This is a genomic window from Streptomyces sp. NBC_01352, from assembly GCF_036237295.1.
Classification (GTDB): Bacteria; Actinomycetota; Actinomycetes; order Streptomycetales; family Streptomycetaceae; genus Streptomyces; species Streptomyces plumbiresistens.
Genome location: NZ_CP108354.1, coordinates 6608240 through 6630090 on the forward strand (window position 1 = coordinate 6608240; position 21851 = coordinate 6630090).

At 71.6% G+C, this 21851-nt stretch carries 21 protein-coding genes and 1 tRNA gene; 15 read left to right on the plus strand and 7 right to left on the minus strand.

The genetic code is table 11. The annotated features are described in order from the left end of the window. Positions 1 to 55 precede the first annotated feature (55 nt). The 7 genes from OG252_RS30740 to OG252_RS30770 all read left to right on the plus strand — a co-directional run bounded on the left by OG252_RS30740 (position 56) and on the right by OG252_RS30770 (position 7951). Complete coding sequence (locus OG252_RS30740; RefSeq protein WP_329340162.1) at positions 56 to 949, plus strand: FAD binding domain-containing protein; 894 nt, start codon at positions 56 to 58, stop codon at positions 947 to 949. Beyond that, positions 946 to 2607: a 2Fe-2S iron-sulfur cluster-binding protein gene (locus OG252_RS30745; protein ID WP_329340164.1), complete on the plus strand. Its 1662-nt coding sequence runs from the start codon at positions 946 to 948 to the stop codon at positions 2605 to 2607. Before OG252_RS30740 ends, OG252_RS30745 begins: the two co-directional genes overlap by 4 nt. Further along, positions 2604 to 4913: a xanthine dehydrogenase family protein molybdopterin-binding subunit gene (locus tag OG252_RS30750; protein ID WP_266438877.1), complete on the plus strand. Its 2310-nt coding sequence runs from the start codon at positions 2604 to 2606 to the stop codon at positions 4911 to 4913. Before OG252_RS30745 ends, OG252_RS30750 begins: the two co-directional genes overlap by 4 nt. Further along, on the plus strand, positions 4910 to 5047 hold the full coding sequence (locus tag OG252_RS30755) for a hypothetical protein (RefSeq protein WP_266438879.1): 138 nt from the start codon (positions 4910 to 4912) through the stop codon (positions 5045 to 5047). The genes OG252_RS30750 and OG252_RS30755 overlap by 4 nt, the downstream gene beginning before the upstream one ends. Next, a complete protein-coding gene (locus tag OG252_RS30760; RefSeq protein ID WP_329340167.1) occupies positions 5047 to 5604 on the plus strand; it encodes an AAA family ATPase in 558 nt (185 codons plus the stop codon). The genes OG252_RS30755 and OG252_RS30760 overlap by 1 nt, the downstream gene beginning before the upstream one ends. 174 nt (positions 5605 to 5778) lie before the next feature. Continuing rightward, complete coding sequence (locus OG252_RS30765; protein ID WP_329340169.1) at positions 5779 to 6936, plus strand: SUKH-4 family immunity protein; 1158 nt, start codon at positions 5779 to 5781, stop codon at positions 6934 to 6936. A 100-nt stretch (positions 6937 to 7036) separates the two neighbouring features. After that, the gene (locus OG252_RS30770) at positions 7037 to 7951 is read left to right on the plus strand and encodes a chitosanase (protein ID WP_329340171.1); all 915 of its coding nucleotides are present in this window, start codon (positions 7037 to 7039) and stop codon (positions 7949 to 7951) included. Positions 7952 to 7965: 14 nt separating this feature from the next. Here the strand turns inward: OG252_RS30770 and OG252_RS30775 are convergent. Further along, a tRNA-Cys gene (locus tag OG252_RS30775) sits at positions 7966 to 8040 on the minus strand. A gap of 226 nt (positions 8041 to 8266) precedes the next feature. Between OG252_RS30775 and OG252_RS30780 the strand changes: the two genes are divergently transcribed. From OG252_RS30780 to OG252_RS30790, 3 genes are read left to right on the plus strand one after another with little or no spacing between them, the layout of a single operon-like run. Further along, complete coding sequence (locus OG252_RS30780; protein ID WP_266438888.1) at positions 8267 to 9709, plus strand: MFS transporter; 1443 nt, start codon at positions 8267 to 8269, stop codon at positions 9707 to 9709. 48 nt (positions 9710 to 9757) lie between these two features. Beyond that, positions 9758 to 9958, plus strand: a complete 201-nt coding sequence (locus tag OG252_RS30785; RefSeq protein ID WP_266438891.1) for a hypothetical protein — start codon at positions 9758 to 9760, stop codon at positions 9956 to 9958. Next, entirely contained in the window at positions 9955 to 10161 is a 207-nt protein-coding gene (locus OG252_RS30790; RefSeq protein ID WP_443068437.1) for a hypothetical protein, read from the plus strand. The genes OG252_RS30785 and OG252_RS30790 overlap by 4 nt, the downstream gene beginning before the upstream one ends. On the opposite strand, the gene OG252_RS30795 is transcribed toward OG252_RS30790, so the two are convergent. Then, positions 10158 to 11789: a transposase gene (locus OG252_RS30795; RefSeq protein WP_329340174.1), complete on the minus strand. Its 1632-nt coding sequence runs from the start codon at positions 11787 to 11789 to the stop codon at positions 10158 to 10160. The two genes, OG252_RS30790 and OG252_RS30795, sit on opposite strands and share 4 nt — an antisense overlap. Before the next feature lie 62 nt (positions 11790 to 11851). Between OG252_RS30795 and OG252_RS30800 the strand changes: the two genes are divergently transcribed. From OG252_RS30800 to OG252_RS30815, 4 genes are all read left to right on the plus strand, one after another. Further along, positions 11852 to 12169 carry a hypothetical protein gene (locus tag OG252_RS30800; protein WP_266438897.1) on the plus strand — a complete coding sequence of 106 codons (318 nt, stop codon included), beginning with the start codon at positions 11852 to 11854 and terminating at the stop codon, positions 12167 to 12169. Positions 12170 to 12310: 141 nt separating this feature from the next. Continuing rightward, positions 12311 to 14101: a DEAD/DEAH box helicase gene (locus OG252_RS30805; RefSeq protein ID WP_266438899.1), complete on the plus strand. Its 1791-nt coding sequence runs from the start codon at positions 12311 to 12313 to the stop codon at positions 14099 to 14101. 362 nt (positions 14102 to 14463) lie between these two features. After that, a complete protein-coding gene (locus OG252_RS30810; protein WP_266438901.1) occupies positions 14464 to 15105 on the plus strand; it encodes an IclR family transcriptional regulator in 642 nt (213 codons plus the stop codon). A gap of 387 nt (positions 15106 to 15492) precedes the next feature. Then, on the plus strand, positions 15493 to 16284 hold the full coding sequence (locus OG252_RS30815) for a YlbL family protein (RefSeq protein ID WP_329340176.1): 792 nt from the start codon (positions 15493 to 15495) through the stop codon (positions 16282 to 16284). Between the two features lie 13 nt (positions 16285 to 16297). On the opposite strand, the gene OG252_RS30820 is transcribed toward OG252_RS30815, so the two are convergent. The 5 genes from OG252_RS30820 to OG252_RS30840 are packed head-to-tail and all read right to left on the minus strand — an operon-like array spanning position 16298 to position 20575. Next, positions 16298 to 17263 (minus strand): glycine betaine ABC transporter substrate-binding protein, encoded by a 966-nt coding sequence (locus OG252_RS30820; RefSeq protein ID WP_329340177.1) that lies wholly within the window; start codon positions 17261 to 17263, stop codon positions 16298 to 16300. Beyond that, positions 17260 to 18114, minus strand: a complete 855-nt coding sequence (locus tag OG252_RS30825; protein ID WP_406493293.1) for an ABC transporter permease — start codon at positions 18112 to 18114, stop codon at positions 17260 to 17262. The genes OG252_RS30820 and OG252_RS30825 overlap by 4 nt, the downstream gene beginning before the upstream one ends. Further along, positions 18111 to 19421 (minus strand): betaine/proline/choline family ABC transporter ATP-binding protein, encoded by a 1311-nt coding sequence (locus OG252_RS30830; RefSeq protein ID WP_406493291.1) that lies wholly within the window; start codon positions 19419 to 19421, stop codon positions 18111 to 18113. Before OG252_RS30830 ends, OG252_RS30825 begins: the two co-directional genes overlap by 4 nt. Beyond that, entirely contained in the window at positions 19414 to 20061 is a 648-nt protein-coding gene (locus tag OG252_RS30835) for an ABC transporter permease (protein WP_266438909.1), read from the minus strand. Before OG252_RS30835 ends, OG252_RS30830 begins: the two co-directional genes overlap by 8 nt. A 22-nt stretch (positions 20062 to 20083) precedes the next feature. Then, the gene (locus OG252_RS30840; protein ID WP_266438912.1) at positions 20084 to 20575 is read right to left on the minus strand and encodes an Lrp/AsnC family transcriptional regulator; all 492 of its coding nucleotides are present in this window, start codon (positions 20573 to 20575) and stop codon (positions 20084 to 20086) included. 124 nt (positions 20576 to 20699) lie between these two features. On the opposite strand from OG252_RS30840, the gene hppD reads away from it, so the two are divergent. Next, a complete protein-coding gene (gene hppD, locus OG252_RS30845) occupies positions 20700 to 21845 on the plus strand; it encodes a 4-hydroxyphenylpyruvate dioxygenase (RefSeq protein WP_266438914.1) in 1146 nt (381 codons plus the stop codon). The last annotated feature ends 6 nt before the right edge of the window (positions 21846 to 21851 follow it).

Here is a 21851-nt window from a genome sequence, read left to right on the forward strand (position 1 = left end):
ACCGTACGGCAACACAGGTGGGACCAGGTGGGGCAGCGGGAAGGGGCAGCCGGTTTTGACCACGCACGCACCGCAGGCGGCGCAGGCCGTGACGCTGCCCACATCGCTGGACGAGGCCGTGGCGGCACTGGCCGCCATGCCCGCCGCCGTGCCCGTGGCCGGCGGCACCGACCTGATGGCCGCCGTCAACTCCGGACAGCTCAGGCCCGCCGCACTGGTCGGCCTCGGGCGGATCAGCGAGATCCGCGGCTGGCAGTACCAGGACGGCCACGCCCTGCTCGGCGCGGGACTCACCCACGCGCGCATGGGCCGACCCGACTTCGCCGCCCTCATCCCGGCGCTCGCGGCCTCCGCGCGCGCCGCCGGCCCGCCGCAGATCCGCAACGCGGGCACCCTGGGCGGCAACATCGCCTCGGCGTCCCCCACCGGGGACGCGCTTCCGGTGCTGGCCGCCCTGGAGGCGACGCTGATCATCGCGGGCCCGGGCGGGGCCCGCCGGGAGATCCCGGTGTCGCACCTGCTGGCCGGCATGGAGATGCTGCGCGCCGGCGAGCTCATCGGCTACGTGCGCGTGCCCCTGCTGCACGCGCCGCAGGTCTTCCTCAAGGCGACCGGCCGCACCGGCCCCGGCCGGGCCCTCGCGTCCGTCGCCCTGGTCCTCGACCCCGCCCGCCGCGGGGTCCGGTGCGCGGTGGGCGCCATAGCGCCGATGCCGCTCAGGCCCCTGGACGCCGAGCAGTGGGTGGCCCGGCTGATCGACTGGGACAACAGCCGCACGATCGTCCCGGAGGCCCTCAGCGCCTTCGGCGAGTACGTCGCCGCGGCCTGCATCCCCGAACCGGGCCCGGCCGAGGACGGCTCCGTACAACAGCTTCCGCCCGCCGTACTGCACCTGCGGCGCACCGTCGCCGCGCTGGCCCGACGAGCACTGGGGAGGGCGCTGTCGTGACCGACGACCAGCACGGAGAAGGCACGCCCCAGGGCGCGGGCCGCTGGGACCCGCTGCCCCAGGGCGACTACGACGACGGCGCCACCGCCTTCGTGAAGCTCCCCGAAGGCGGTATCGACGCCCTTCTGGCCTCCGCCGACCCGCTCGCCGCACCCGGTCACGGCTATGTGCCGCCGCAGATAACGGCCAACCCGGCCGGCCCCGCGGGCAACGACCCGGCGGCGACGGACGCCTGGGCGAGGCCCGCCGAGGGTGTCCAGTGGCCCGACCCGAACGCGGCGCCCCAGGACGCCGGCAACGACCGGTTCACGTACAACCCGGGCGCCACGGGGCAGTGGAACTTCGAGGAGACGGGCGCTCCGGCGCCCGGTCACGACGTGACCGGGCAGTGGTCGATCCCCGTCGCCGGCGGTGACCTGCCGGACGAATCGGGCGAGTTCACCACGTCGTCCCTGGTCGAGCAGTGGGGCGGCACCCCGCCGGCCACGCTCCCGGGCGGCGCGCCCGCCCCGTGGGCGACGGAGGGCGCGGGACAGCCGTGGGCGCAGCAGGTGCCCGCGGCCGACCCCTCGGCGGAGGCGGGGCACGCGCACGAGCAGCCCGCCGCGCACGCCCCCGGCGAAGGCGGCCTCGCCTCGGCCGCGCACGCGCCGCGGGGGTTCGCCCCGGACACCGACGCACCCGTCGAGCCCGGCCCGGCCGGACACGACCACGAACAGCCCCGGTCGCACACGTCCGAGGCGCCCGCCCGGCCGTCGTACGCCGAAGCATCGGACGCTCCCACCGAGCCGCCGTACACCGAAGCGCCCGCCGAGCCCGTCGTAGCCGCCTCACAGGCCGCTCACGGGGGCGGTGAGGCCGGAGAGCCGGACGAGGCGTCCGAGGAGGCTCAGGGGGCCGCTGAGGCCGTTGACGAGGCCGCGGAGCCTCCCGTCGAGCACGCCTTGGAGGCGGACGCCGACGAGGAGAGCGCGCGGACTCCGGACGGCGAGGCCGCGCCCCCGCCCCCGCCCTCCGGCGAGGAACACCCCCTCGCCTCCTACGTCCTGCGCGTCAACGGCGTCGACCGCCCCGTCACCGACGCGTGGATCGGCGAGTCCCTGCTCTACGTGCTGCGTGAGCGGCTCGGTCTCGCCGGTGCCAAGGACGGCTGCTCGCAGGGCGAGTGCGGAGCCTGCAACGTGCAGGTCGACGGACGGCTCGTCGCCTCCTGCCTGGTGCCCGCCGTGACCGCGGCCGGCAGCGAGGTCCGTACGGTCGAGGGCCTGGCCGTCGACGGACAGCCCTCGGACGTGCAGCGGGCGCTCGCCAGGTGCGGCGCCGTGCAGTGCGGCTTCTGCGTGCCCGGCATGGCGATGACCCTGCACGACCTCCTGGAGGGCAACCCGGCGCCGAGCGAGATGGCGACCCGCCAGGCGCTGTGCGGCAACCTGTGCCGCTGCTCCGGCTACCGGGGCGTCGTGGAGGCCGTCAAGGAGGTCGTCGCGGAACGCGAGGCGCACTCCGCGGCGGACACTGAGACGGACGCGGACGAGGCACGTATTCCGCACCAGGCGGGTCCGGGAGCCGGCGGCGTCAACCCGTCGGCGTTCGAACCCGTCGAACGGCACGACCATTCGTACCGCAATGGACAGGGACAGGACGGAGGCCAGGCGTGAGCAACGAAGCCGCCACCGCGACCACCGCCGCGGAGGCAGCCCCCGCCCCCGAATCGATCCCGCACGGCCTCGGAGCCGCTCTGCCGGCCGCCGACGCCCGTGCGAAGACCGAGGGCACCTTCCCCTACGCGGCCGACCTGTGGGCCGAGGGCCTGCTGTGGGCGGCCGTACTGCGCTCACCACACGCGCACGCGCGCATCGTGTCCATCGACACCAGCCACGCGCGCGAGATGCCCGGCGTACGGGCCGTCATCACCCACGAGGACGTGCCCGGCAGGCCGGTCCACGGCCGCGGCAAGGCCGACCGTCCGGTGTTCGCCTCCGAGGTCGTGCGCCACCACGGCGAGCCCCTCGCGGCCGTCGCCGCCGACCACCCCGACACCGCGCGCATGGCGGCGGCCGCCGTCATCGTCGAGTACGAAGTACTCGACCCGGTCACCGACCCCGAGCAGGCCTTCGAGGCCGAGCCCCTGCACCCCGACGGCAACCTGATCCGGCACATCCCGCTGCGCCACGGCGACCCGGACGCGGCCGGCGAGATCGTCGTCGAGGGCCTCTACCGCATCGGCCGCCAGGACCCCGCCCCGATCGGCGCCGAGGCCGGCCTCGCCGTACCGCGCCCCGACGGCGGCGTCGAGCTGTACGTGGCCTCCACCGACCCGCACACCGACCGCGACACGGCCGCCGCCTGCTACGGCCTGGAACCCGAGCGCGTGAAGGTCGTCGTCACCGGCGTCCCCGGCGCCACCGCCGACCGCGAGGACCAGGGCTTCCAGCTCCCGCTGGGCCTGCTGGCGTTGAAGACCGGCTGCCCGGTCAAGCTCACCGCGACGCGCGAAGAGTCCTTCCTGGGGCACGTCCACAGACACCCCACCCTGCTGAGATACCGCCACCACGCCGACGCCGAGGGCAAGCTGGTGAAGGTCGAGGCGCAGATCCTGCTCGACGCGGGCGCCTACGCGGACACCTCGTCGGAGGCGCTGGCCGCCGCCGTCTCGTTCGCCTGCGGGCCGTACGTCGTCCCGAACGCGTTCATCGAGGGCTGGGCCGTACGCACCAACAACCCGCCCTCCGGCCACGTACGCGGCGAGGGCGCCCTTCAGGTGTGCGCCGCCTACGAGGCGCAGATGGACAAGCTGGCGAAGAAGCTGGGCGTGGACCCGGCGGAGCTGCGCCTGCGCAACGTCATGGCCACCGGCGATGTCCTGCCGACCGGCCAGACGGTGACCTGCCCGGCGCCGGTCGCCGAACTGCTCCAGGCCGTACGGGACTTCCCGCTGCCCACGCTCCCCAAGGACACCCCCGAGGACGAGTGGCTGCTGCCCGGCGGCCCCGAGGGCGCGGGCGAACCGGGCGCGGTGCGCCGGGGCGTCGGCTACGGCCTGGGCATGGTGCACATGCTGGGCGCGGAGGGCGCGGACGAGGTCTCCACGGCCACGGTCCGGGTCCAGGACGGCGTGGCGACGGTGCTGTGCGCGGCGGTCGAGACGGGACAGGGCTTCACCACACTGGCCCGGCAGATCGTCCAGGAGACCCTCGGTATCGACGAGGTCCACGTGGCCCCGGTCGACACCGACCAGCCGCCGGCCGGCCCGGGCAGCCGCGGCCGCCACACCTGGGTGTCGGGCGGCGCGGTGGAGCGGGCGGCCAAGATGGTCCGCACCCAGCTTCTGCAGCCCCTGGCGCACAAGTTCGGCATGTCCACCGAGCTGCTCCAGATCACCGACGGCAAGATCACGTCGTACGACGGCGTCCTGTCGACCACCGTCACCGAGGCGATGGACGGCAAGGAACTGTGGGCGACCGCCCAGTGCCGCCCGCACCCGACGGAACCACTGGACGAGACCGGCCAGGGCGACGCCTTCGTGGGCCTCGCGTTCTGCGCGATCCGCGCGGTGGTGGACGTCGACATCGAGCTGGGCTCGGTGCGGGTGGTGGAGCTGGCGCTCGCCCAGGACGTCGGCCGGATCCTGAACCCGACCCAGCTGGTGGCCCGTATCGAGGGCGCCGTCACCCAGGGGCTGGGCATCGCCCTCACGGAGAACCTGCGCAGCGCGCGCGGGCTGATCCGCCATCCGGACCTCACCGGCTACGCCCTGCCGACCGCCCTGGACGCGCCCGAGATCCGCATCGTGAAGCTGGTCGAGGAACGGGACGTGGTCGCCCCCTTCGGGGCGAAGGCGGTCAGCGCGGTGCCGGTGGTGACGTCGCCCGCAGCGATCGCCGCCGCGGTCCGCGCCGCGACGGGCCGCCCGGTCAACCGGCTGCCGATCCGGCCGCAGGCCGCGGTGGTGACGGGACAGTGAGCACGCCCGAGCCGGAGACCGAGGAGGAGCCGCGCTACGAACCCGCGCCGAGCGTGGGCAAGTTCGCGGTGTGGGTCCTGCTGTTCCTGCTGGCGGCGATCATCGTGGTGCTGGGCGGCGTGTACCTCGTGTGATGCGCGGCGTCGTACTGATCACGGGCGGGATGGCCTCCGGCAAGTCGACGGTCGCGCAGGCGCCGGCGGAGAGTTTGCCGCGGGCGGCGCATGTCCGCGGTGACGTGTTCCGGCGCATGATCGTGTCCGGGCGCGAGGAGTACGAGCCCGGTGGCGAGGGTGGGATCGGCGGCGAGGGTGAGATCGGCGGCGGGGGCGAGGCCCAACTCCGGCTCCGGTACCGGCTGTCGGCGGCGACCGCGGACGCGTACGCCGAAGCCGGTTTCACCGCCGTGGTGCAGGACGTGGTGCTGGGCGCGGACCTGATCGCGTACGTCCAACTGGTGCGCACCCGCCCGCTGTACGTGGTCGTCCTGGCGCCGAGCCCGGAGGCCGTCGCGGCGCGTGAGTCGGGGCGGGCGAAGACGGGGTACGGGGCCTGGACGGTCGAGGAGTTGGACGGGGCGCTGCGGGCGAAGACGCCGCGCATCGGGCTGTGGCTGGACTCCTCGGAACTGGCGGTGGAGGAAACCGTGGCGAAGATCCTCGCCGGAAGGGAACGCGCGAGGGTGGTCTGAGCGTCTCCTGGGACGGGGCGCTTGATCCGGTGGGCCGGGGCGCGTCGGGTCCGGGGCGTTGTCAGTGGTGCCGCGTAGTGTTCTGGGCAGTGGGGACGGCTGGGACGGCCGCCGGAACGGGGCGGCTGCGCGTGCCCTGCGCGGGACTTGAGAGAAGCACATTCGGGGGAACACATGAGCACGACCTACGCCGGCCCGGCGACGATCACGCTGACCGAGGCCGAGCTGGATCCGTACGTCACACACGCGTCGACGCGCCGCTGGCTGACGGGACCCGGACTCCCGGGCGACAGCGGCCTGTTCACCTTCGCGGAACTGAGCCGGGACGGCCTCAGGACGGTGGCGGACTCGACCGGCGACACCGACCGCCTGGCCTCGGACCTGTGCGACCAGCTGGTCATAGGCGAACTGGTGGGCCCCGGCGGCCTGGAGACGGAGTCCGTCCTGCTGAACGGCACGACCGGCGAGATCTCGACGACCTACTTCCTCCACGACCGCCCCGACCTGATGGGCCGCCGCCCACTCGCGCCGTCGCTGGAGCGGCTGCTGCGGTTCGCGACCGCGACGGACGAACTGGCCTCGCTGCGAGGCCGGTTCGCCTCCTACGCCGGCCGCTTCGGCCCGAAGACCGTGGCGGAGGCGTCACGCCAACTGCTGGCCGTGTTCCAGGAGGGGACGGGCGGTGAGGTGCCGCCGTTCTGGAAGATGGCCGCGCTGATCCGCCCCCTGTCCCTGGTCGCCGGACCGGGCACGCTGTCCGGGCTCGCCCTGGACCTTCCGGCCCGCCTGCTGGACCAGGAGTTCGGCCGGGGCAAGGTGGCCCGCTTCGAGGACGTCGACTTCCCCGCCACCCTCACCCACGAGGCGACCCGCCGCTTCCTGCGCGAGACGGGCCTGCCCGAGGACGCCTTCCCCTTCCACCTCGACACGGACGTGCCGCTGGCCACGCTGGCCGAGTACCACGCCGAACACCCCTCCGCCGAACTCCCGCCCCGGGCAGCCCACTTGATACGCCTGGGCGGTCTCGTCGAGAACCACAGCCTCGTGCTCGACGGCGAGACGGGCGCGGTCCTCGACTGGAGCGAGTCCGACGCCACCCTCCACCCCCTCAACACGGACATCTCCACCCTGGGCTTCACCCTCTGGCTGCTCCACCGCGAGCGAGCCATCGACGAGGACCTCTCCCACGGCCTGACCGCGGACACGCACGACCAACTGGCCGCGACGATGATCCAGGTCCTGTCGACCGTCGACCCGACGGGGACGACGACGCAGGCAGGCCGGCACTACTGGACCGAGGCGTTCCGGGACGAGGCGGGCGGGGTGCTCTGAGTGGGCGGGGTGCTCTGAGCGGAGGCACCCCGCCATGATCACACCCCGGTACGGAAACCCGCGGTCGAGCACTCTTTCGACCGCCCGTACTCTGTGCGGCATGAATCGTCCGCGTCGTCTCCTTCGCGCCGTCGCCCCGGTGGCCACGGCGGCGATCTTCCTCTTGGTGTCCGGCTGCGGCTCGACGCCCTTGCCGGGCTCGTCGGACAGCGGCGGAGCCCAGGCCTCCGGCGCGGGCCGGCCCGGCACCGGACCGACAACGGAGGCGGAACGGGCGAGGGACGACGCCCTGATCGCCAAGCTGCCGCCCGGCCTCGGCGCCCCGGCCAAGAAGGAACTCGCGCAGCAGATCCTGGCGACCGCGGAGAACTCCACGCTCGACTGGCGCGGCCAGTACGACTACATCGAGGACCTCGGCGACGGCAACGGCTACACGGCCGGCATCGTCGGCTTCTGCACCGGCACCCACGACCTGCTCACGCTGGTCGAGCGCTACACGAAGAGCCACCCGGACAACGGCCTCGCCCGCTATCTGCCCGCCCTGCGCGAGGTCGACGGCAGCGACTCCCACGAGGGACTGGACCCGGGATTCACCACTGCCTGGGCGAAGGAGGCGCAGAAGGCCGCCTTCCGCAAGGCCCAGGACACCGAGCGCGACCGCATCTACTTCGACCCCGCCGTGCGCCTCGCGAAGCTCGACGGGCTCGGCACGCTGGGTCAGTTCATCTACTACGACGCGATGGTCCTGCACGGCCCCGGCACCGGCCCACGCGGCTTCTACGGCCTGCGCGAGACAGCCATGGCCGAGGCGGACATCCCGTCCCAGGGCGGCACGGAGAAGACCTACCTCGATGCCTTCCTGAACCTCCACCGCAAGGCGATGAAGCACGAAGACCCCCAGCGCGACACCAGCCGCATCGACACGACCCAGCGGCGATTCCTCGACGACGGCAACCTCGACCTGAAGACACCGCTGCGGTGGGAGATGTACGGGGAGACGTTCCGGGTGCAGTAGACGTTCCGGTGCAGTGGAGGCCGTAGCGGGATTCGAACCCACGTAACTCGCTTTGCAGGCGAGCCCCTCAACCACTCGGGCATACGGCCGTGATCAATCGGTCGGGCTTCCCGGTCACGCTCCCGGGTAGCTCGGTGACTTGACCGTACGGCCCGGTCGGGAAGGGGCTCAAGGGAATCGCCGGGCCTGCAACGGGACTGCCATACGCCGTTCATGAAAGGGCGGTGCGTGGGGGTGGTCGTACGACCAAGGTCCAGGGGCGGGCCCATCTCTCGACAGGGGTCAAACGGGCCCGTGGCCCTTACGCTGGCGACCATGACCGCTCTGGACCCACGCGACACCGGCGTCGCGGACACCGCCTCCGACCTGCCCTCCGTCGACGAGAGTGTGCTGAGTCGGCCGTATCGGGCGCTCAGTGTCGGGATCGTGTCCGTCGTGCTGCTCATCGCCTTCGAGGCGACCGCGGTCGGTACGGCGATGCCGGTCGCGGCGCGGGAGCTGGACGGGGTGTCGTTGTACGCGTTCGCGTTCTCGGGGTATTTCACGACCTCGCTGTTCGGGATGGTGCTGTCCGGGCAGTGGTCGGACCGGCGGGGGCCGCTCGGGCCGCTGACCGCCGGGATCGGGGCCTTCGCCGCGGGGCTGCTGCTGTCCGGGACCGCGGGGGTCATGTGGCTGTTCATTCTCGGGCGGGCCGTGCAGGGGCTCGGCGGCGGGCTGGTGATCGTGGCGCTGTACGTCGTGGTGGGACGGGTGTATCCCGAGCGGTTGCGGCCGGCGATCATGGCGGCGTTCGCGGCCAGTTGGGTCGTGCCGTCGATCGTCGGGCCGCTCGCCTCGGGGGCGGTGACCGAACATCTGGGATGGCGGTGGGTGTTCGTCGGGATTCCGGTGCTGGTCGTGTTTCCGCTGGCGCTCGCGCTGCCGCAGATACGGCGGCGGGCGGCCGGGGCGGTGGAGCGGGCCGAGGGGAGCGGGTCGATCGACCGACGCCGGATCCGGCTCGCCCTCGGGATCTCCCTCGGTGCCGGTCTGCTGCAGTACGCGGCCCAGGATCTGCGCCCCCTCTCGCTCCTCCCGGCCGCCGCCGGCGTCGCGCTGCTGGTGCCCGCCGTACTCGGGTTGCTTCCGCGCGGTACGTACCGGGCGGCGCGCGGGCTGCCCTCCGTCGTGCTGCTGCGGGGCGTTGCGGCGGGGTCGTTCGTCGCCGCCGAGTCGTTCGTGCCGCTGATGCTGGTCACCCAGCGGGGGCTGTCGCCGACGCTGGCCGGGTTCTCGCTCGCGGCGGGCGGGGTCACGTGGGCGCTGGGGTCGTGGGTGCAGGCGCGGCCGCGGGTGGGGCCGTACCGGGACCGTCTGATGACGGTGGGGATGGTGCTGGTCGCCGCCGCGATCGCCGCCGCGCCGAGTGTGCTGATCGAGGCCGTGCCCGCCTGGACCCTTGCGGTCGCCTGGGGCTTCGGGTGCTTCGGGATGGGCCTGGTGATCTCCTCCACCAGCGTCCTGCTCCTCCACCTCTCCGCACCCGACGAGGCCGGCACCAACTCAGCCGCCCTTCAGATCTCCGACGGCCTGTCCAACGTCATCCTGCTGGCGATGGGCGGCGCCGCGTTCGCCGCGCTGGGAGGCGGCACGGTGACCCATGCGGCCACCGAGGCGTCCGGGTCTCATCCGGCGGCCTTCGCCGCGGTGTTCCTGCCGATGGCGGGGGTGGCGTTGGTGGGAGCCTGGGTGACCACGCGGCTGCGGGAGCGGTGAACCGTAAACCGGTCGTGGAACGGTGATCGCGGGGCCTAGCCTCCGTCCATGCACGAGCTCACGCTTCGCCTCGACCCGTCCGACGGCCGGGCCCTCGACGACCTCGCCGACGCGTGCGGTCGTCTGCCCGAGGACATCGCGCGGGAGGCCGTACGGCGATATCTGGACGAAGAGGCCCTGGGCGTGCGCTCCGTCGGGGAGCGGCTCGCCTCGGCGCACGCGGGGCTGTTGCGGAGGCTCGGGGAATGACGCGGTACCTCACCGTCGCGGAGGTCACCGCGCTCGCCGAGGTCGCCTTCGGTGGGCGGGCGCCCGAGGCCAGGGCGCCCGGGCTGCTCGCCTCCGCCGTGCACCGGCCGCGCGCCCGCATGTTCGGTACGGCGGCCTACGAGGACCTCCACGAGCAGGCCGCCGCCCTCCTCCACGGCATCGCCGCCAACCACCGTTCCTAGGGACTGAGCGGGAGTGATTCCTGTTGCCAGGTCTCATGCTCGGCCGAACGCCCCGGACGGTGTTGGGCGTTCTGGTTGCCCGCGTTCACTCCGCGCCCGGGCGGCACGGATCGTGTCCGTGGTCCGGGAATGCGGGGGCGGGTTCCCTCACGCCCAGGAACGCCTGGCCTGGCCTGGACGGTCCGATGCCCCACCGCATCACTCCGGTGCTGTGGGGGCGGTGCCGTCCGTCGCCGGATCGGGTGTCCCTGGGCGCGCCTTCCGATCGCCACGGCGGCAGCATCGTGGCGAGTGGCCCTACGAGTTGTCGTGGTGAGGGGCTTCTGCCAGTGCTGGGCGCCCCAGCGGCTGGTGTAGGCCGGATCCACCGCGATGAGAGCGATCCCCGTCTGGCCGGCCATCGAGGCCAGCCGGGCGCGGAGCTTCCCGGTGGGCATGCCGGAGACCAGTTGCCGGAAGCGTTTCCTGCGGCCGTGCTTCTCGCGGGTCTTCTCGGCCGCGAAGTCCAGATCCTCGACCGCGATCGCCTTGACGCCGCAGGTGCTGGCCCAGTGCAGGACGCGGGTGAGGGCGTGGCGGACCTGGGCGTCACGATGGGGCGCGGTGCCGGACAGGTCGTAGAAGAAACGGCGCGGGGCACCGGTCGGGTTGCCGTGGGCGTCCAGGCGCCAGGCGGCGAGGTGGTCGGCGTTCATGTCGACACCGATCACGCCGTGGGCGAGCACCGTCTCGATCGGGAGGGTGGGGGTGGGCGGGATCTGCCAGGACGCGGTCAGATACCAGCGGTCCCGGCCCGTATCCAGGTGGATGCGGTAGGCGATCGCCCGGTTGGCCGCGACACGATCCGCCCACTGCTCACCCCGGTGCGCGAACGTGACCCGGCAGGCCAGGACGTACCGTCCGTGCGGGGCGTTGGCCAGATGGGTCAGCGGTGCGGGCAGTTTGATGCTCACCTCGCCGTCCGGGCTGACCCGGATCGTCTCGTTGCCGTACCGCTTCCCGGACTCCCCGTCCGCCTGGCAGAACCAGCGCTCCGCCTCCCAACGCCCGCGCCACGCCGACTCCGTGAGGCGTGCCGCCTCCAGGTGGTGCCGGGTGCGGGCCAGATGTTTGCCGCCCCGTACGACCTGCACGAGGCCGGCCTCACGGTCGGCCCGCGCGGTAGTCAGCCGGTCCTGAAGCACCCGCAGCCGCCTCGACTTGGCATGCCACTCCCGCTGGGACCGGTAACCCCCGGGCGCCTTCTTCGTTCCCTTCTGGCCGACCGGCTGGGACCGCCGGTGCTCGATGGTGCGGATGCCCGCTTCCAGGTTCCGGATGTGCGCCAGCTGGCAGCGGCGGGCCAACGCCCACTGGTCGTGCGTGGCCTTGGTGATACTGCCCGCCCACCGCGACGACGAGAGCGGTGTCAGCCCCCGTTTGCGCACCGCCCACGTCCCGCCGGAGTGCTCCAGACCGTCCCGGCAGCGCGCCTTGAGATCCTTCGAGGCCAGCGACCCCAGATGCGCACCCACCAGACGCAGCACCTTCTCATCGCCGGCTGTCAGGTGCTTGAGGCGGGTCCGGACAGCCACACCCTGCGGGCCGGACACGACGAACGACGCCGCCATGCTCCTCAGCTCACCCACCCTGTCACCCCCGCCCGCATCCACCCCGAAGACCCCGTCGCCATGGGAAACGAGCGTCACCCGTGAAGGTCACGCATTCGATGAGGGAACGCCAGTTCACCGCAGAAATCGATCCCACGACCGAGGCACGCCACAGACCACCCATACTCACTCCCGCTCACCACAACGCTCTTGAACGCACTCCATCGGCAACAGCTCCAAGCCCCCTCGTCGACGGGAACAAGCGCACCGCCTGGCTCGCCGCGGCGACCTTTCTCGCGCTCAACGGTGTCGATCTCGCCGGCGTGGACCAGGACACGGCGTACGCGCTGGTCATCGATGTGGCGTCCGGAGCGGAGGGGGACATCGGGGCGATCGCGGGACGGCTGCGGCGGTTGTGACGTGGGTCCCACCCACGGGCGAGCCGGGCTTGTCCGCGCGTTGACACCATCCGGCCGCCGGTAGGGTGGCCCGGTTGTCATACGTAGCCCAGCTGTCCCAGTAGTTCCGCCGAGCCGCCCGACCACCCACCGACGGAGACCGTGACTACCACCGCCGCCTCCTCCCACCACCTTTCCCCCGCCTTCCCCGGCCGTGCCCCCTGGGGTACCGCCAGCAAGCTGCGTGCCTGGCAGCAGGGTGCGATGGAGAGATACGTCCAGGAGCAGCCGCGTGACTTCCTCGCCGTCGCGACGCCCGGCGCCGGGAAGACGACGTTCGCGCTGACGCTGGCCTCCTGGCTGCTGCACCACCATGTCGTGCAGCAGGTGACCGTCGTCGCGCCGACCGAGCACCTGAAGAAGCAGTGGGCCGAGGCGGCCGCCCGGATAGGGATCAAGCTGGACCCCGAGTACAGCGCGGGTCCGCTCGGCAAGGACTACCAGGGCGTCGCCGTGACGTACGCGGGTGTGGGCGTGCGGCCCATGCTGCACCGCAACCGGGTCGAGCAGCGCAAGACCCTCGTCATCCTCGACGAGATCCACCACGCCGGTGACTCCAAGTCGTGGGGCGAGGCCTGTCTGGAGGCCTTCGAGCCGGCGACGCGACGGCTCGCGCTCACCGGTACGCCCTTCCGGTCCGACACCAACCCCATTCCCTTCGTGACGTACGAGGAGGGGAACGACGGGATCCGGCGGTCCGCGGCCGACTACACCTACGGATACGGGTCCGCCCTGTCCGACGGGGTCGTCCGGCCCGTCATCTTCCTCTCCTACAGCGGCAACATGCGGTGGCGGACCAAGGCCGGCGACGAGATCGCCGCCCGGCTCGGCGAGCCCATGACCAAGGACGCCATCAGCCAGGCCTGGCGTACGGCGCTGGATCCGCGCGGTGAGTGGATGCCGAGCGTGCTGCGGGCCGCCGACCAGCGGCTGACCGAGGTCCGGAAGGGCATTCCGGACGCCGGGGCGCTCGTCATCGCCTCCGACCAGGACTCGGCGCGCGCGTACGCCAAGCTCATCCGCGAGATCACGGGCGACAGGGCGACGCTCGTGCTGTCCGACGACGCCGGGGCGTCCAACAGGATCGACGAGTTCAGCAGCAGCAACGACCGGTGGATGGTCGCGGTGCGGATGGTGTCCGAGGGCGTCGACGTCCCGCGGCTCGCCGTCGGGGTGTACGCCACCACCATCTCCACGCCCCTCTTCTTCGCGCAGGCCGTCGGGCGTTTCGTACGGTCCCGGCGGCGCGGCGAGACCGCCTCCGTGTTCCTCCCTACCGTCCCCGACCTGCTCACCTTCGCCAACGAGATGGAGGTGGAACGGGACCACGCCCTCGACAAGCCGAAGAAGGAGGGCGAGGAGGACCCGTACGCCGAGTCCGAGAAGGAGATGGAGGAGGCGAACAAGGAGCAGGACGAGGACACCGGCGAGCAGGAGCAGTTCGCCTTCGAGGCGCTGGAGTCCGAGGCCGTCTTCGACCGGGTGCTCTACGACGGCGCCGAGTTCGGCATGCAGGCCCACCCGGGGAGCGAGGAGGAGCAGGACTACCTCGGCATCCCGGGGCTGCTCGAACCCGACCAGGTGCAGCTGCTCCTCCAGAAGCGGCAGGCCCGGCAGATCGCGCACAGCCGCAAGAAGCCGGACGAGGAGGCCGACCTGCTCGAACTGCCCGCCGAGCGGCGGCCGGTGGTCTCGCACAAGGAGATGATGGAGCTGCGCAAGCAGCTCAACACGATGGTCGGCGCGTACGTCCATCAGAGCGGCAAGCCGCACGGGGTCATCCACACCGAGCTGCGGCGGGTGTGCGGCGGGCCGCCGAGCGCCGAGGCCACGGCCGGGCAGCTGCGGCAGCGGATCGCCAAGGTGCAGGAGTGGGCCACGCGGATGCGGTGACGCCCGCCGTCGGAGGGGACGGTGAGGTGGCGCGTGAGCTGGGGCGTGTGCGCTCTGTGCGGGTGTGGTGCACGCGGGGTGCTGCGCGCCGTACGTTTGCGGACAAAAGGGAGTGGTCCGCACGGGGCGATGCCCGGATTCTGGACGGAGCCTTCCGCTCAGCGAACCTGCTTCGCTAATGTCCGGCTACGCATACGCCCCGTGGCAGCGCCGCCGCGGAGCGCAGCCGTGAAGCGACGCGGTCCGGCAACTGGCCGGGCCGCCGGCCGATCGGCGGCCTCTGAAGCGCGTCGCCGACGGGACTCGGTGGCGCATCTGCCGCGAGGGGGCTGCCGACCTCACCACTTGGAGGAGTGGGCGTCGTGACCGCGGAGACCTCTCAGACGCTCGACCGGGGACTTCGTGTCCTCAAGCTGCTGGCCGATACGGACCACGGGCTGACCGTCACCGAACTGTCCAACAAACTGGGCGTGAACCGGACCGTTGTGTACCGGTTGCTCGCCACGCTGGAGCAGCACGCGCTCGTACGGCGTGACCTGGGCGGACGTGCCCGGGTCGGCCTCGGCGTGCTGCGGCTGGGGCGTCAGGTGCATCCGCTGGTACGTGAGGCTGCGCTGCCGGCCTTGCGGTCGCTGGCGGAGGACATTGGAGCGACCGCGCATCTCACGCTGGTGGACGGGGCGGAGGCATTGGCCGTTGCGGTGGTCGAGCCGACGTGGACGGACTATCACGTGGCATATCGGGCGGGGTTCCGGCATCCGCTGGACCGCGGGGCTGCGGGGCGGGCGATTCTCGCCGCGCGGCAGCAGGCCGTGGACGATGCCGGGTACACCTTGACGCATGGGGAGTTGGAGGCGGGGGCCAGTGGGGCGGCCGCGCCGTTGATCGGGGTTACGGGGGTCGAGGGCAGCGTTGGTGTCGTGATGCTGGCCGATGCGGTGCCGGAGCGGGTGGGGCCGCGGGTGGTGGATGCGGCTCGGGAGGTCGCGGAGGCGTTGCGCTGACGCGGGCTGTCCTGCACTGACGTGCGCCGGCCCGGGCTGACCGTGCGCGTGCGTTGATTCCGGCGCCCGGCGTCGGTGCTGGGCGGGGGTGGGTCGCGCGGCCCGGCGCTTGCGGGGTGCCGCTGCGCCCACCCGTGCCGCCCCAGCGGCACGACTGCCCGCAGCTACGGCGGGTGCGGGCGGGCTCGGCTGCGGCGCCCGGCGTCGGTGCTGGGCGGGGGTGGGTCGCGCGGCCCGGTGCTTGCGGGGTGCCGCTGCGCCCACCCGTGCCGCCCCAGCGGCACGACTGCCCGCAGCTACGGCGGGTGCGGGTGCCGCGGTTGCGGCGGCTGGGTGGGAGTCTGACCGGGACGTGGCCGGATGTGGGCGTCGCGTTAGATTGATCCCGTGCTCTCTCGCCTCACGCGCCCCCGGGCCGCCGCTGTCTGCGCTGTTCCCGTCGTGGCTCTGCTCGCCACGGCGGCCTTCGCGCCGCTGCCGTTCTCACTGACGCGGCCAGGGCTCACGGCGAACGTCCTCGGCGAGAACAAGGGCACCCCGGTGATCACGGTCTCCGGCGCTCCGACCCGCGACACGACCGGGCAGCTCCGTATGACGACCATCGAGGCGACCAACCCGGACACCCGCGTCTCCCTCGGCGACGTGCTCGACGCCTGGTTCGCCACGGACCAGGCGGTCATGCCGCGCGACGCGGTCTACCCGAGCGGCCAGAGCGTCAAGGAGATCGAGCAGTACAACACCGAGCAGATGCAGGAGTCCCAGGACGCCGCGACCACGGCCGCCCTGAACTACCTCAACCTGTCCGACAAGGACATCAAGGTCACCCTGAAACTCGCCGACGTCGGCGGCCCCAGTGCCGGCCTGCTCTTCACCCTCGGCATCATCGACAAGCTCGAGGGCGACGGCAGCGGCGGCGACCTCACCGGCGGCCGTACCATCGCCGGCACCGGCACGATCGAGGCGAACGGCGAGGTCGGCGCGGTCGGGGGAGTGGCCCTGAAGACGCAGGCGGCGCGGCGGGACGGGGCGACGGTGTTCCTGGTGCCGAAGGACGAGTGCTCGGACGCGAAGTCCGAACTCCCCAAGGGCCTGCGGCTGATCCCGGTGACCACACTGAAGGGCGCGGTGAACGCGCTGACCGCGCTGGAGAGCGGGAAGGGCTCCGTACCGAGCTGCTAGCTCACCGTCACCCTCACCCTTCCCTGACGAATCCCTCCTCCGTCAGCCAGTCCAGCGCCACCTGATGCGGATCCTCCCCGGCGACGTCCACCTTCGCGTTCAGCTCCTGGGCCACGGCGTTGTCCAGCTTCTTCGTGATCGGGGCGAGGACGTCCGCGATGGCCGGCCACTTCTTCAGGGCCTTCGTGTTGATCTCGGGGGCCGCGTTGTAGTTGGGGAAGAACTTCCGGTCGTCCCGCATCACCGCGAGGTTCATGGACTTGATGCGCCCGTCGGTGGTGAAGACCTCCCCGAACACGCAACTGCCCTTCGCGGCCTGGGTGTAGATGATCCCGGTGTCCATCTGCGTGATGTTCCCGGCGGAGACGCTCATGCCGTACGCCTTCTGCATGCCCGGCAGCCCGTCCGCGCGGTTGGCGAACTCGCTCTCCACACACAGGGTGACCGCGCCGGGGTCCTTCTTCGAGAGCGCGGCCACGTCCGAGAGGGTCTTCGTGCCGTACTTCTCGAAGTTGGCCTGGTTCATCGCGAGGGCGTAGGTGTTGTTGAGCGGCGCCGGGGGCAGCCAGGTCAGGCCGTTCTCCAGGTCGGCGTCGCGCACCGCCTGCCATTGTTCCTGCGGGTCGGCGATGGGCTCGCTGTTGCCGAGGTACGTGATCCAGGCGGTGCCGGTGTACTCGTACATGCCGTCCGCGTCACCGGACTTGACCGCCTCGCGGGCGCCGATGGAACCCTGGATGCCCGTGCGGTCGAGCACGTCCGCGCCGGCCGCCTCGAAGGCGATGCCCATGATCGCGCCGAGGATGAGCTGCTCGGTGAACTCCTTGGACGTCACGGTGAGGTCGGCGCCCTTGAGGGGCTCTCCTTTGCCGATCGAGCCCGGCCGCACATCGTCGACCATCGGGGAACCGCTGGTCAGGCCGCACGCACTCGCCGACACCAGCACGCCGGCCAGCAGCAGACACGTAAGCCGGCTCATGTGCCCGTCTCCAAGCCCCGCGGCCGCAGCAGCAGTTCGGCCAGCGAGGCCAGCCAGTCGACCAGCAGGGCCAGGGCGACGGTGAGGATCGAGCCGAGCACCAGCACGGGCATCCGCTGGTTGGTGATGCCGGTGGTGATCAGGACGCCGAGGCCGCCGCCCCCGCCGAAGGTCGCGAGGGTCGCCGTACCGACGTTGAGGACCAGGGCCGTGCGGACGCCCGCGAGGATCAGCGGGACGGCGAGCGGCAGCTCCACCTTCCTGAGCACCCCCGTGGGGGACATGCCGATGCCGCGGGCCGCCTCCAGCAGCGTCGGGTCGTTCGCCTTGAGCCCGGCGATCGTGTTCGACAGCACCGGGAGCACGGCGTAGGCGATGATGCCGACCAAGGCCGCCTTCATGCCCGTGCCGAGCCAGATGACCAGCAGGGCGAGCAGACCGATCGCCGGGGTCGCCTGGCCCATGTTGGCGATCGTCATCGCCACCGGGGTCGCCTTCCGGAAGGCCTTGCGGGTCAGGAGGATCCCCAGCGGGATCGCGATGATGAGCACGAAGAACGTCGAGATCGCCGTGAGCTCGATGTGCTGCCACAGCGCCTTCGACACCTGGCCGTCCGACAGCGCGTTCTCGGTGAGCGGGTCGAGGTCCGCCTGTGCGAACCACAGCCAGGTCGCCAGCAGCAGGGCGATGAGGACGGCGGGCAGGAGGGTCAGCTTCTGCCAGGTGATGCGCGGCTTCAGGGGGCCCGGCGGTGGCGGCGGGGCTTCGCCTTCGATCTCTTCCCGGTCTCCCCGGCGCGGCTGCTCCAGCCGTTCCAGACCTTCCGGTTCCTCCAGCTCGGGGGTGGTCACGCCTTCTTCACCCCTCCGACGCCCCCTTCGACGACGCCTCCGACGCCCTCCTGCTCGGCGTGCGTCTGGGCGGCCCGCAGCTCCTCCAGGTCGTGCCGGTGGGCCATCGCCTCCAGCCGGTCGGCCTCCAGCAGCTCGTGCACCGAGTTCATCAGCGTCTCCACGTCGACCACCCCCGTGTACTCGCCGCGCCGCCCGGTCACCGCGACCCGCCCCGAGCTGTCCATGAGCACCGCCTCCAGCGCGTCCCGCAGGGTGGCGTCCCGGGTCACCGTGTCGCTCACCAGCGTTCCGGCCCGGGCCAGCGAGCCCTTGGCGCGCATCAGGTCGCCGCGCCTGAGCCACTTGTAGGGGCGGCCCCGCTTGTCGAGGAGCAGGATCTCGCTGGTGCCGCTGGAACGGAGCTTGTTGAAGATCTCCTGGAGCGGGTCGTCGATGGTCACCGTCGGGTAGTCGGTGATCTCCACGTCCCGTACGCGGGTGAGGTTGAGCCGCTTCAGCGCCGCCCCGGCCCCGACGAAGCCCGAGACGAAGTCGTCCGCCGGGTTGGTGAGGATCGCCTCCGGGGTGTCGAACTGAGCGATGTGCGAGTGCTCGCGCAGGACGGCGATCCGGTCACCGAGCTTGATCGCCTCGTCGAAGTCGTGCGTGACGAAGACGATCGTCTTGTGCAGTTCGTGCTGGAGCCGGATCAGCTCGTCCTGGAGGTGATCGCGGGTGATCGGGTCGACCGCGCCGAACGGTTCGTCCATCAGCAGCACGGGAGGATCGGCGGCCAGCGCCCGGGCCACGCCCACACGTTGCTGCTGGCCGCCGGAGAGCTGGCGGGGGTAGCGGCCGTGGAACTCGCCGGGGTCGAGTCCGACCAGGTCGAGCATCTCCTCGACCCGGTTCCTGATCCGCGCCTTCGGCCAGCCGATCATCCTCGGTACGAGTGCGATGTTCTGGGCGACGGTCATGTGCGGGAAGAGGCCGGAGGCCTGGATCGCGTACCCGACCTTCCGGCGCAGCTTCACCGGGTCCATGTCGGTGACGTCCTCGCCGTTGATGCGGATGCGGCCGCCGGTCGGTTCGATCAGCCTGTTGATCATCTTGAGTGTCGTGGACTTGCCGCATCCCGACGGGCCGACGAAGATCACGATCTCGCCCGCCTTGATCTCCATGCTGACGTTGTCCACGGCGGGGCTGGGATTGCCCGGATACCGCTTGGTGAGGTTCTCCAGCTCGATGGTGGCGCCGGTCGTCGCGCCGCTCGTGGGTGTCGTCCCGCTCGTGGATGCCGTCCCGCTCGTCGATGTCTCAGACACGGATCCCCCTGGGAATGGTCAGCCGCCCGATCAGGACGTACGCGGCGTCGAACAGCAGGGCCAGGACGACGATCCCGAGCGTGCCCGCGAGCACCTGGTTGAGCGCGTTCTTGCTGCCCAGGGAGCCGAGACCGCGGAAGATCACATTGCCGAGGCCGGGTCCGGAGGCGTAGGCGGCGATCGCCGCGATGCCCATCAGCATCTGCGTGGAGACCCGGATCCCGGTCAGGATCGGCGGCCAGGCCAGCGGCAGCTCGACCCGCACCATCCGCATCGCCCGGGACATCCCGATGCCCGTCGCCGCGTCCACCAGGGAGGGGTCGACCCCGCGCAGGCCGACGATCGAGTTCCGCACGATCGGCAGCAGCCCGTACAGCGTCAGGGCGATCACCGTGGGCGGAACGCCCAGCCCCACGACCGGGATGAGCAGACCGATCATCGCGAGCGCCGGGACGGTCAGAATGGTCGAGGTGGTCGTCGTCGCGAGGCTGCCCGCCCACTCGCTCCGATAGGTCAGGATGCCGATCAGGACGCCGAGCAGCGTCGCCACGACCATGCACTGGAAGACGGCACTCGCGTGCTGGTAGGCGTCCGTCAGCAGCTGCTGGTGGCGGTTGCCCAGGTACTCCCAGAAGTTCACATCCGCTCACCTCAGGTCGCCGTCAGGAGGGCTCCCGGTCCTCCGCCGCCTGCTCCACCAGCGGGATGATCCGCAGCGGAACGGGGTTCTCCATGACGATCGCGGTGGAGGCCCGGACGATCCCATCAAAACCGACCACCCGGTCGATGACCCGCTGGAGATCGGCGTTCGAGCGGGCCACCAGGCGGCACAGCATGTCCCCGCTGCCGGTGGTGGTGTGCAGCTCCAGCACCTCCGGCACGGTCGCCAAGTGCGCCCGCACGTCGGGCCCTTGCCCCTGCCGGATCTGCAGCGTCGCGAACGCGGTGACGGGATAGCCGAGCGCCGCCGGGTCCACCTGCGGACCGAATCCGCGGATGACGCCATTCGACTGAAGCCGGTCGAGACGCGCCTGCACCGTGCCCCGGGCGACCCCCAGCCGCCGGGACATCTCCAGGACCCCGATCCGCGGCTCCCGCGCCAGCAGCACGATGATCCGCCCGTCGAGCGCGTCGATCCCGTCGGTCGTCCCCACGGCAGCCTCCCGGCGCTGGTCATCCTGTACAGAAGGCCCGCAGAAACGGGCACCGCACTGAACATATTGCCCAGCACATTCGCGAACTATTGCGCACCTTGCCGTCGCGGGTGACGCTTCCGGCATGACGCAGACCACACACCACACTCCCGACACCGCCCGGCAGGCCGACCCCTTCCCGGTCAAGGGAATGGACGCGGTCGTCTTCGCCGTGGGCAACGCCAAGCAGGCGGCGCACTACTACTCCACCGCCTTCGGCATGAAGCTGGTCGCCTACTCCGGACCGGAGAACGGCAGCCGCGAGACCGCCTCGTACGTGCTCGAGAACGGCTCCGCCCGCTTCGTCCTCACCTCCGTCGTCAAGCCCGCCACCCCCTGGGGCCACTTCCTCGCCCAGCACGTGGCCGAACACGGCGACGGCGTGGTCGACCTCGCCATCGAGGTCCCGGACGCCCGCGCCGCGTTCGCCTACGCGATCGAGCACGGCGCCCGCGCGCTCGCCGAGCCGTACGAGCTGAAGGACGAGCACGGCACGGTCGTACTCGCCGCGATCGCCACCTACGGCGAGACCCGCCACACACTCGTCGAGCGGACCGGCTACGACGGTCCCTACCTCCCCGGATACGTCGCGGCCGACCCCCTGGTCGAACCCCCCGCCCACCGCACCTTCCAGGCGATCGACCACTGCGTCGGCAATGTCGAACTCGGCCGGATGAACGAGTGGGTCGGCTTCTACAACAAGGTCATGGGCTTCACGAACATGAAGGAGTTCGTGGGCGACGACATCGCGACCGAGTACAGCGCGCTGATGTCGAAGGTCGTCGCCGACGGGACCCTCAAGGTCAAGTTCCCGATCAACGAGCCCGCCATCGCCAAGAAGAAGTCCCAGATCGACGAGTACCTGGAGTTCTACGGCGGCGCCGGCGTCCAGCACATCGCGCTCAACACCAACGACATCGTCGAGACGGTACGGACGATGCGCGCGGCCGGGGTGCGGTTCCTCGACACCCCCGACTCGTACTACGACACCCTCGGCGAGTGGGTCGGCGACACCCGCGTCCCCGTCGAGACCCTGCGCGAACTGAAGATCCTGGCGGACCGCGACGAGGACGGCTACCTGCTGCAGATCTTCACCAAGCCGGTCCAGGACCGGCCGACCGTCTTTTTCGAGATCATCGAACGCCACGGTTCCATGGGCTTCGGCAAGGGCAACTTCAAGGCGCTCTTCGAGGCGATCGAGCGGGAGCAGGCCAGGCGCGGCAACCTGTGAGAGCGG